Source organism: uncultured Rikenella sp. (assembly GCF_947628055.1).
Taxonomy (GTDB): domain Bacteria; phylum Bacteroidota; class Bacteroidia; order Bacteroidales; family Rikenellaceae; genus Rikenella.
Window position 1 is genome coordinate 1 of the sequence record NZ_CANQYJ010000088.1, and the last position, 10206, is coordinate 10206.

At 56.5% G+C, this 10206-nt stretch carries 10 protein-coding genes; 7 read left to right on the forward strand and 3 right to left on the reverse strand.

The annotated features are described in order from the left end of the window. Both Q0Z93_RS08055 and mnmE read right to left on the reverse strand, forming a co-directional pair. Positions 1-544, reverse strand: a 544-nt coding sequence (locus tag Q0Z93_RS08055) for a helix-turn-helix domain-containing protein (RefSeq protein WP_298064420.1), incomplete at its 3' end; no start/stop codon positions are given. A gap of 315 nt (positions 545-859) precedes the next feature. After that, positions 860-2230, reverse strand: a complete 1371-nt coding sequence (mnmE, locus tag Q0Z93_RS08060; RefSeq protein WP_298064421.1) for a tRNA uridine-5-carboxymethylaminomethyl(34) synthesis GTPase MnmE — start codon at positions 2228-2230, stop codon at positions 860-862. A 73-nt stretch (positions 2231-2303) separates the two neighbouring features. Between mnmE and Q0Z93_RS08065 the strand changes: the two genes are divergently transcribed. Both Q0Z93_RS08065 and Q0Z93_RS08070 read left to right on the forward strand, forming a co-directional pair. Continuing rightward, the gene (locus Q0Z93_RS08065; protein ID WP_298064422.1) at positions 2304-3452 is read left to right on the forward strand and encodes an iron-containing alcohol dehydrogenase; all 1149 of its coding nucleotides are present in this window, start codon (positions 2304-2306) and stop codon (positions 3450-3452) included. A gap of 16 nt (positions 3453-3468) precedes the next feature. Then, positions 3469-3813, forward strand: coding sequence for a cupin domain-containing protein (locus Q0Z93_RS08070; RefSeq protein WP_298064423.1), 345 nt, complete (start codon positions 3469-3471; stop codon positions 3811-3813). A gap of 69 nt (positions 3814-3882) precedes the next feature. On the opposite strand, the gene greA is transcribed toward Q0Z93_RS08070, so the two are convergent. Beyond that, positions 3883-4353: a transcription elongation factor GreA gene (gene greA, locus Q0Z93_RS08075; RefSeq protein WP_298064424.1), complete on the reverse strand. Its 471-nt coding sequence runs from the start codon at positions 4351-4353 to the stop codon at positions 3883-3885. A gap of 203 nt (positions 4354-4556) precedes the next feature. On the opposite strand from greA, the gene Q0Z93_RS08080 reads away from it, so the two are divergent. The 5 genes from Q0Z93_RS08080 to Q0Z93_RS08100 form a co-directional block, all read left to right on the forward strand. After that, positions 4557-5177, forward strand: coding sequence for a YigZ family protein (locus tag Q0Z93_RS08080; protein WP_298064426.1), 621 nt, complete (start codon positions 4557-4559; stop codon positions 5175-5177). 12 nt (positions 5178-5189) lie between these two features. Next, entirely contained in the window at positions 5190-6101 is a 912-nt protein-coding gene (gene pyrB, locus Q0Z93_RS08085; RefSeq protein WP_298064427.1) for an aspartate carbamoyltransferase, read from the forward strand. 31 nt (positions 6102-6132) lie between these two features. Further along, entirely contained in the window at positions 6133-6618 is a 486-nt protein-coding gene (locus Q0Z93_RS08090) for an aspartate carbamoyltransferase regulatory subunit (RefSeq protein ID WP_298064428.1), read from the forward strand. 43 nt (positions 6619-6661) lie between these two features. Further along, positions 6662-9523 (forward strand): excinuclease ABC subunit UvrA, encoded by a 2862-nt coding sequence (gene uvrA / locus Q0Z93_RS08095; RefSeq protein WP_298064429.1) that lies wholly within the window; start codon positions 6662-6664, stop codon positions 9521-9523. A 6-nt stretch (positions 9524-9529) separates the two neighbouring features. After that, the coding region (locus tag Q0Z93_RS08100) for a pitrilysin family protein (protein ID WP_298064430.1) at positions 9530-10206 on the forward strand (677 nt) is incomplete at its 3' end.

Consider the following 10206-nt stretch of genomic DNA (forward strand, 5'->3'; position numbering starts at 1 on the left):
CCGAGTCCACCTCGTACTTGGCAAAGGCTGCGTCGATATGCTTGCGGCTGTAATAGTTGAACTGGTGGATGCGCACCTTGGGGATTTTGTGCTTGCGGGTGTAGGTCCAAACCCACTTGACGCCGACCTTGTACTTGGCGACAATCTGCTCCGCCGTATAATAGTCTCCGATGTCGAAGCCGGCATCGGGCATCAGCCGCTCGTATGGGTTGGTTTTGAGCATCAACTCTATGTCGGCTCGGCGGATAATTGCCATGCGGTCGCTCAGACGCGAGGCGCGCAACTTGCCCGAATGCACCAGTTTATAAATGTACTGACGGCTTACGCCCATCAACTTGGCCGCCTGTGCAAACGAAAAGTAGTCCTGCCCCTCGAAGGATTGGCGAATCTGCATCAACTCCTCGTTCTTTTTCAGTTGCTGCTTGCGTTCGCGGATGCGTTCCTTATAGCCTCGGCTTGCACAGGCATGACTGCAAAAGCAGGTCGTCGTTTTCTGCGCGATGAAAATCTTTCCGCACCATTTGCATACTCGTTTTACCTCCATAGTTCGCTCCTTTTTGACCGTTTCCGTATCTCTACCGTCGCCGAAAATTTGTCAACCCACGTAAACCATTGTCAACAGACGTCAACTTCTGCACTACGGTGGCGAATGTCTCTAAACGGGACGTTGTCAACTAATGCGTCGGTGTGATATTGCCCCGTTCTGCCGTTTTCGCTCGCGGTAGAAATACGGTTCAAAAATATGTGTAAAAACGGGGAATTGCAAATAGCAACCGGAAATCGGATAAAAATAAAACGCATTGAATATCAATACGTTTATAATAATCGCTTATAAATGATTATAGTCGTTTCGAGCCTCTTATTTGCCGATGCAGAATTTGCTGAATATGTTGCCGAGAATATCGTCAGTGGTGATCTCGCCCGTGATCGTGCCAAGATAGTGCAGTACCTGTCTGACCTCCTCACTGATCAGATCCGCAGGCAAACCCCGCGCTACACCTGCAATGGCCCTGTCCAAAGCCTCCGAAGCATGCAGCAAAGCCTCGTAATGGCGGATATTGCTCACTATCAGGCTGTCGTCCGGAATGTCAGTTTCTACGGATTGGATTAAAAGCGCTTTGAGCGCCTCCACTCCTTCGCCTGTACGGGCTGCTATACTCAATACCGGGCAGGCGGATGCGAATTTTTCAGTCAATAGAGCCGTATCCCAAAGATCGCTTTTGTTGAAAAGAAGAATCAGCCGCTGGTCATCCGATAATTGCAAAGAACGGATCCGTTCTTCGATCTCGCTCGGCGGTAAAGGTTCGGAAACCAGAAGCAAAATAAGCGTCGACCGGCTGATCCGCTCTTTGGTCCGCTCGATGCCCAAAGCCTCGATCTCGTCGTCCGTATGCCGTAACCCTGCCGTGTCGATGAAACGGAACCGGATACCCTCCAACGTCAGCGACTCCTCGATAAAATCCCTTGTCGTCCCGGCTATGTCCGACACGATTGCCCGCTCCTCGCCCACCAATCGGTTGAGCAGCGTCGATTTTCCGGCATTCGGCGCCCCGACGATAGCGACCGGAACCCCGTTTTTCAACACATTCCCCGTCCGGAACGAGCCGGCCAAAGCTCGGCACCGGTTTCGTATGGTAGTCAGCAGGCGTTCCAGTTCGGAACGGTCGGCAAACTCTACATCCTCCTCCGAAAAATCCAGCTCCAGTTCGAGCAGCGAAGTGATGTGCAGCAATTCGGCGCGCAGTCCGGCCAGCTCCGCCGCATATCCGCCCCGCATCTGATTCAGGGCGATCCGGTGTGCCGCTCCGCTTTCCGATGCGATCAGGTCGGCTACCGCTTCCGCCTGCGACAGATCGAGTTTCCCGTTCAGGAAAGCCCGCCGGGTAAACTCTCCGGCAGTTGCCGGAACCGCGCCGTGGCGGATCAGTAGTGCTAAAATCTCGCGGGTGATATAGGATGAGCCGTGGCAGGAAATTTCGACCATATCCTCGCCTGTGTAAGACTTCGATGCGCGGAACAGCGTGACCAATACTTCGTCTAATATCCGCTCGCCGTCGGCGATCGTTCCGAAATGGACAGTATATCCCGGCGCATCGGCCAACGGTTTGGAAAATACCTTTTCGGCGATCGCAATGGCTTGCGGCCCGCTGAGCCGGATAAGAGCGATCGCTCCCCCGGGGCCGGTTGCCGCCGCCGCGATCGTGGTATGATTATTGGTGCTGTTTTGCATGAAAAATAGTGCGATTCTGTTGCAAATATCCTAAATTAGCCGGTGGTATTAAAATCTAAAAACGCTTTTCGAGATGAATAATTTTACATTCTGCAACCCGACCAAACTGATATTCGGCAAAGGAACGATCGCCAAAATCGCCGAGGAGATTCCGTCCGGAGCCCAAGTGATGATGACCTATGGCGGGGGAAGTATTCGGCGGAACGGCGTGTACGAGCAGGTGAAAGCGGCCCTGAAAGGACATGCGGCAGTCGAATTCGGCGGTATCGAGCCCAATCCGCAGTACGAGACGCTGCGGCGGGCGATTGCATTGGCGCGCGAGCACGGGGTGGATTACCTGCTGGCCGTCGGGGGCGGTTCGGTGATCGACGGGACGAAATTCATCGCCACGGCGTTGAGGTACGAGGGCGATCCGTGGGACTTTCTGCTCGATCCGTCGAAAGCGGTGGATGCGGTGCCGTTGGCCACGGTGCTGACGCTGCCGGCCACCGGGTCGGAGATGAACAACGGGGCGGTCATTTCGCGCAAGGAGTTCAACGAAAAGCTGGCTTTTCACAATCCGAAAGGGTATCCGCAGTTTTCGGTGCTCGATCCGGAGGTGTGCTACTCGCTGCCGCAGCGGCAGATCGTGAACGGCATCGTGGACTCGTTTGCCCATACGTTGGAACAGTACCTGACGTTCGATACGCAGTCGATGGTGATGGATCGATGGGCTGAGGGGCTGTTGCAGACATTGGTCGAGCTGGGGCCGAAGCTGGTGGAGCGGCATGACCGGTACGACGAGGTGGCGAATTTTATGCTGACGGCGACGATGGCCTTGAACGGATTTATCGCTATGGGGGTGCCTCAGGACTGGGCCACGCACATGATCGGTCACGAACTGACGGCTTTGCACGGGTTGGATCACGGGGCGACGCTGGCGATCGTCTATCCGGGGATGATGAGCGTGATGCGCGGCGAGAAGCTCGACAAGTTGGTGCAGTATGCCGAGCGGGTGTGGGGTGCGACGGGAACGCCGGAACAGAAAGCGGAGGCGGCGATCGAAAAGACCGACGAATTTTTCCGCAGCTTGGGGATGAAAACGCGCCTCTCGGAACATGGGATCGGCGAAGATACGATCGATTTTATCGTGGAACGTTTCCGCAAGCGGGGCTGGAACCTGGGTGAAACGGGGAAGGTGACGCCGGAACGCGTGGCCGAGATCCTGCACGAACGGATGTAGCCGATACTACAAGTGCATGGGCAATATTTTCGATAAACGCGGCATTGTGCCTCCGGCTTCGACGCGGGAGGAGGGTAGGGAAGTGTTCGAGATGCTTCTGTCCGCCTCTTTGCCGGCGGGGGAGGGTGTCCGGGTGGAACGTATCCTGTCGTTCGGACAGCAAAACGGCGAGTGGTACGATCAGGCGTGGGATGAATGGGTGATGGTGGCGCGCGGCGAGGCGGTGCTGGAGTGGGGCGATGGCTCGACGACGGCGCTGGGTGCGGGCGATTACCTGCTGATCGAGGCGCACCGCAGGCATCGGGTGCTGCGGACATCGTTCGACTGCGTGTGGCTGGCCTTGCATTTGGGCGGCGAGTAAAAACGAAAAGAGGCTTCAGGGATTCCTGAAGCCTCTTTGTTTACTTGCATGTCGGAAACAGAGCGGTCGTTAGATGGAAATGTCGATCACCTCCAACTTGAGAATCCCCGACGGCACCTGCACTTCGATAATATCCCCCCGTTTCTTCCCCAGCAAAGCCTGTGCGATCGGAGTCCCGATCGACAGCTTGCCTTCTTTCAGATTCGCCTCGTTTTCCGAAACGATGGTATACTCCAACGTCTTGCCGAGGTTCAGATTTTTAATGGTCACCCGGTTGAGTATCTGAACGCTGTCCGTATTGAGTTTCGACTCGTCGATAATGCGGGCGCCGGCGATCATAGCCTCCAGCTTGGCGATACGCATCTCCAGCATCCCCTGCGCCTCCTTGGCGGCATCGTATTCCGCATTTTCCGACAGGTCGCCCTTGTCCCGCGCCTCTGCGATCTGGGCCGAGATCACCGGCCGTTCTGCTTTCAACGCATCCAATTCGCTGCGCAATTTCCGCAGCCCCGCTTCCGTTATGTAGTTCACCTTTGCCATAACACTTCGTTTTTCTATGCCATAAAAAAAGACAGACCCCCGAAACCGGAAAAGGCATCGGGAATCCATTTCATCGTAACTGAGGCAAAGATATTCATTATTCCCGACAAAACAAATTCCGGCGTCCGGAAAATTATTCTTCCGTGGTCTTTGGTTATCCGCCGCCGAATGGCTATTTTTGTTCGGATTATCCGATTCGGAGCGTGATCAGCGATACCTATCTCACCATCGCGGCCCCTGCCGAGGGGCTATATAAAGACAAGGGCAGCCGTTTTCTGGCCTTTGCTTATCCGATTTATTCCGAAACCGATGTCAAGCCGATCGTGGATGCGTTGAGGGCGGAGCATTATGCCGCCAGGCACCATTGTTATGCGTGGCGGTTGGGGATCGAGGCTTCGGAGGGCGGGGTGCGGTTCCGGGCCAATGACGACGGGGAGCCGGCGGGGAGCGCCGGACGGCCGATCCTGGGGCAGCTGCTTTCGCGGGAGCTGACCAACGTGCTGGTCGTGGTGGTGCGGTACTTCGGGGGGATCAAGTTAGGGGTGCCGGGGCTGATTGCGGCATATAAGGATGCTGCGGCGGATGCGCTGGCGAATGCCGAGATCGTGGAGCGGACGGAGAACAGGGAGGTGGTCGTGGACTTTCCCTACTTAGCGATGAACCGGGTGATGAAGGTGGTGAAGGATATGGAACCGAGGGTGCTGAGGCAGGATTTCGATATTTCCTGCCGAATGAGGCTGAGTATCCGGCTTAGAGACGCCGAGGCGCTCGCGGAACGGTTGGGGGGGATCGACGGGGTACGTGTAGTTTCATTATCATCATAGCGCGCAAAAATTATGAAGGAAAAACAAAGTTTGGTGTCGATCCATGATTTCACGAAAGAGGATATTCTTCGGATCATGGAGCTGGCGGCCGATTTCGAGGCCAATCCGGACCAGCGGCTGCTGTACGGCAAGGTGGTGGCGTCGCTCTTTTTCGAGCCTTCCACCCGGACGCGGCTCAGTTTCGAGAGCGCGATCAACCGCTTGGGAGCGCGGGTGATCGGTTTCTCGGATATGAACAACACCAGCGTCACCAAAGGGGAGACGCTGCACGATACCATTCGGGTGATCTCGAACTATTGCGATATGATCGTGATGCGGCACCCGGTCGAGGGGGCGGCGCGGTATGCCAGCGAGGTGTCGCGCGTGCCGGTAGTCAATGCGGGGGACGGGGCCAACCAGCACCCCAGTCAGACCCTGCTCGACCTCTATTCGATCCTCAAGACGCAGGGACGGTTGGACAACATCAATATTATGATGGTGGGGGACTTGAAGTACGGGCGGACGGTGCATTCGCTCTTGGAGGCGCTGTCGCATTTCAAGGCGGAGTTCACGTTCGTCTCGCCGCCGGAGTTGCAGATGCCGACGGAGTACAAGATGCAGCTGTATGAACGGGGGATTTCGTACTACGAGACGGCCGATATTATGGAACGGATGGCGATGGCCGACATCATTTACATGACCCGGGTGCAGCGCGAGCGGTTTTCGGACATCATGGAGTACGAGCGGGTCAAGAATGCCTACATTTTGCGCAACGATATGTTGGTCGATACGAAGCCGAACATGCGGATTTTGCATCCGCTACCGCGGGTGAACGAGATCGCCACCGATGTGGACTCGAATCCGAAAGCGTACTGGTTCCAGCAGACGGAGAACGGGGTGTACACGCGGATGGCGATTATGGCTTATCTGTTCGGGGTCAAGTAATTGAAGTGTTTATCTAAAGTAATCGAATATCATGTCTGAACAGCAGGAAAATCATAAAAAGGGGATTTTGGAGGTCAGTGCTATTGAAAATGGAACGGTGATCGACCATATCCCGCCGACCAGCCTTTTCAAGGTCATCAAGTTGCTGAACTTGGACAGAACGACGCATCAGGTGACGTTCGGCACCAATCTCAAAAGCAAGCGGATCGGCACGAAAGCGATCATCAAGATCGCCGACAAATATTGTGCGGACGAGGAGATCAGCTATATCTCGTTGGTGGCTCCGACGGCGCGGCTCAGTATCATTCGGGACTTCGAGGTGGCGGAGAAGCGGCAGGTGGAGGTGCCGACGCATGTCGAAGGGTTCGTCAAGTGCGCCAATCCGATGTGCGTGACGAACCACGAACCGCATGTCAAGACGCGGTTCGATGTCTTTACGCGGGGCGGGGAATTGGTCTTGCGATGCAAATACTGTGAAAAGATCACCACGCAGGAGCAGATCGAAATTATACGATAAGGGCGGACGACTGCGTTGGTATGCAGATGATTCAATATACCGGATGGAACAATATATTCATGTAAAAGGTGCCAGGGTTCATAATCTCAAGAATATAGAGATTAAAATTCCGCACAATCGCTTGGTGGTGGTCACCGGTTTGTCGGGGTCGGGAAAGTCTACGCTGGCGTTCGATACGATATTTGCGGAGGGACAGCGGAGGTATGTCGAGAGCTTGTCGGCCTATGCGCGGCAGTTTCTGGGGAAGATCGAAAAGCCGGATGTGGACTTCATTACGGGGATCGCGCCGGCCATTGCGGTGGAGCAGAAGGTCAATACGCGCAATCCGAGATCGACGGTGGGGACGACGACCGAGATTTACGACTATCTGCGGCTGCTGTATGCCCGGATCGGGAAGACCTATTCGCCGGTGAGCGGTGTGGAGGTCAAGGCGCATACGGTACAGGATGTGATCGATTATGCGGCGGGGCTGGAGGCGGGCTGCCGGGCGATGGTGGCGGCGCCGGTCGCTTTGTATGAGAATCAGGGGATTATCGAGAAACTCACGCTGTTGATGAAGGATGGGTTCGAGCGGTTAGTTTTGCGCTCGGGGGATTCGGCGGGGGAGGTGCGGTATGTGCAGGATATTTTGCCGGAGATCGACCGTTATCGGGCGGAGGATTTGTCGGTGCTCGTAGACCGGTTTTCGGTTCCGGAGAATGCGGCGGGGGATGCGGAGTGGGGCAGCCGGCTGTTCGACTCGGTGCAGACGGCGTTCGAGGTGGGCGAGGGGAAGTGTATGATAATTTCGTTCCCTTTTGATAAACAGAAAAATAGCAAAGCTCAATTAAAGGAATTCTCTAATCGGTTCGAGGCGGACGGGATGGTGTTCCAGCCGCCGTTTGAACATATGTTCAGTTTCAACAATCCGCTGGGAGCGTGTCCGCGGTGCGAGGGGTACGGACGGGTGGTCGGGATCGACGAGGATCTGGTGATTCCGGACAAGTCGAAGACTATCTATGATGATGCGGTGGTGTGCTGGCGCGGTGAGACGATGAAATGGTGGAAGGAGCAGTTGGTGATGAATGCGTCGAAATTCGGCTTCCCGATCCACCGGCCGTTCCGGGAACTGACCGAGGAGCAGCGGCGGCTGTTGTGGCGGGGAAACGAGTATTTCCACGGGTTGGACGAATTTTTCGAGTTCCTCGAAAAGGAGCGGTATAAGATTCAATACCGGGTGATGTTGTCGCGCTATACGGGGAAGACGACCTGTCCGGATTGCGGCGGGGGGCGTTTGCGGCCCGAGGCGTCGTATGTCAAGGTAGGGGGGCGGGCGATCACGGAGCTGGTGCGGATGCCGGTGGGGGAACTGAAAGCGTGGTTCGAGGCTCTGGAGCTGGATGCGCACGATGCGGCGGTGGGGGAACGGGCTTTGACGGAGATCAAGAACCGGCTGCAATATTTAGAAGATGTGGGACTTTCTTATCTGAACCTCGACCGGCTGTCGTCCACGCTGTCGGGCGGGGAGAGCCAGCGGATCAACCTCGCGACGTCGTTGGGGAGCAGTTTGGTGGGGTCGCTCTACATTTTGGACGAGCCGAGCATCGGGTTGCATCCGCGGGATACGGAGCGGTTGATCGGGGTGCTCCGGCAGTTGCGCGACTTGGGGAATACGGTGATTGTGGTGGAACACGATGCGGAGATTATCCGGGCGGCGGATGAGGTGATCGACATCGGGCCGTTGGCGGGGGTCGAGGGGGGCGAAGTGGTGTTTCAGGGGGCTTTCCCGGCGATGGAGGCGGCGGCGAAGAAAGCGGATAATCGGAGCCTGACGGTGCGGTACATGACGGGGCGCGAGGCGATCGAGATGCCGGCGCATGTCAGGAAAACGGGGAGTTATATCGAGATCAAGGGGGCGAGGGAGCATAATCTGAAAGGGATCGATGTGCGGATTCCGTTAGGGGTGATGACCTGCATTACGGGGGTGAGCGGGAGCGGGAAGTCGTCGTTGGTGAAGAATATTCTTTATCCGGCGCTGCGGCGGGAGCTGACCGAAACGGGGGATCGGCCGGGGGATTTCGATGGCTTGGAGGGGGACATTACACGGATCAAAGGGGTGGAGATGATCGACCAGAACCCGATCGGGCGGTCGTTGCGGTCGAATCCGGTTACCTATATCAAGGCTTACGATGAAATTCGCAAACTCTTTGCGGAGCAGCAGCTTGCGAAACAATACAAATTCGATTCGTCGAGCTTCTCGTTCAACATTGCGGGGGGGCGGTGCGAAGAGTGCAAGGGCGAGGGGGTGATCCGGGTCGAAATGCAGTTCATGGCCGATGTCGAGCTGGTTTGCGAGGCTTGCAACGGCAAACGGTTCAAGGATGAAGTCTTGCAGGTGAAGTATCATGACAAGTCGATCTACGACGTGCTGGAGATGAGTATCGACGAGGCGATCGACTTTTTCGGGCGGTATGCGGAACAAGATCGGATCAATGTGCGTATTGTCGAGAAACTCAAGACGTTGCAGGACGTGGGGCTGGGGTATGTCAAGCTGGGGCAGTCGTCGTCCACGCTGTCGGGCGGGGAGAGCCAGCGGGTGAAATTAGCGTCGTTCCTGCTTAAGGAGAATAGCGAACAGCCGTTGCTTTTCATCTTCGACGAGCCGACCACGGGGCTGCATTTTCACGACATCAAAAAGTTGTTGCGCTCGTTCGATGCGTTGATGGAGCGGGGGCATACGGTGGTCGTGGTGGAACACAATATGGATGTGGTGAAGTGCGCCGACTGGGTGATCGACTTGGGGCCGGAGGGGGGCTCGACGGGTGGCGGCGGACTGGTGTTTGCCGGGACGCCGAGGCAGCTGGCGGCTCTTCCGGCTGAGGCGGGGAGTTATACGGCGCGGTATTTAAAGGAGGTTATCGGTTAAAGGCTTATGGGAGAGGCTGAATTCGATCTGTTCACCTTGCCGAACGGCATCCGGTGCATCCATCGGCGGCCGGGGAGCGCTTCCGGCGGGGTGGCCCATATCGCGCTGACGATCGGGGCGGGAACGCGGGACGAGGCGGCAGAACAGCATGGGGTGGCGCACTTGGTGGAGCATTTGTTGTTCAAGGGGACGGCGCGGCGGTCGGCTTACCGGGTCAATAGCCTGTTGGAGAATACGGGCGGGGAGCTGAATGCCTTTACGACGAAGGAAGAGACGGTGATTCATGCCACCTTGTTGCGGTCGGAATTTTCAAAAGGGGTTGATTTGCTGTCGGATATGGCGTTTAATTCACGTTTCGATCCGCGCGAGTTGGACAAGGAGCGGGAGGTGATTATCGACGAGATCAATTCGTATCGGGATTCGCCGGCGGAACTGATTTTCGATGAGTTCGAGGAGTTGCTTTTTGCGGGGGCGCCGTTGGGACGGAACATTCTGGGGACGCCGCGGAACCTGAAGCGGGCGACGCGCGAACAGGTGGTGCGTTATGTCACGGGGCATTATCGACCGGAGCGGGTGGTCTTTTCGGCCTCGGCTCAGATGTCGCATCGGCGGTTCCGGGAGGTGTGCGAACGGTATTTGGGGGGACTCGATCATACGCTGGGGGCGGATGGTTTTCCTGGGGG

Coding starts and splice junctions, on each gene's coding strand:
- greA (WP_298064424.1), bottom strand. CDS start 4,353: ATGGCAAAGGTGAACTACATAACGGAAGCGGGGCTGCGGAAATTGCGC.
- pyrB (WP_298064427.1), top strand. CDS start 5,190: ATGAAGGAAAAACAAAGTTTGGTGTCGATCCATGATTTCACGAAAGAG.
- uvrA (WP_298064429.1), top strand. CDS start 6,662: ATGGAACAATATATTCATGTAAAAGGTGCCAGGGTTCATAATCTCAAG.
- Q0Z93_RS08070 (WP_298064423.1), top strand. CDS start 3,469: ATGGGCAATATTTTCGATAAACGCGGCATTGTGCCTCCGGCTTCGACG.
- mnmE (WP_298064421.1), bottom strand. CDS start 2,230: ATGCAAAACAGCACCAATAATCATACCACGATCGCGGCGGCGGCAACC.
- Q0Z93_RS08065 (WP_298064422.1), top strand. CDS start 2,304: ATGAATAATTTTACATTCTGCAACCCGACCAAACTGATATTCGGCAAA.
- Q0Z93_RS08090 (WP_298064428.1), top strand. CDS start 6,133: ATGTCTGAACAGCAGGAAAATCATAAAAAGGGGATTTTGGAGGTCAGT.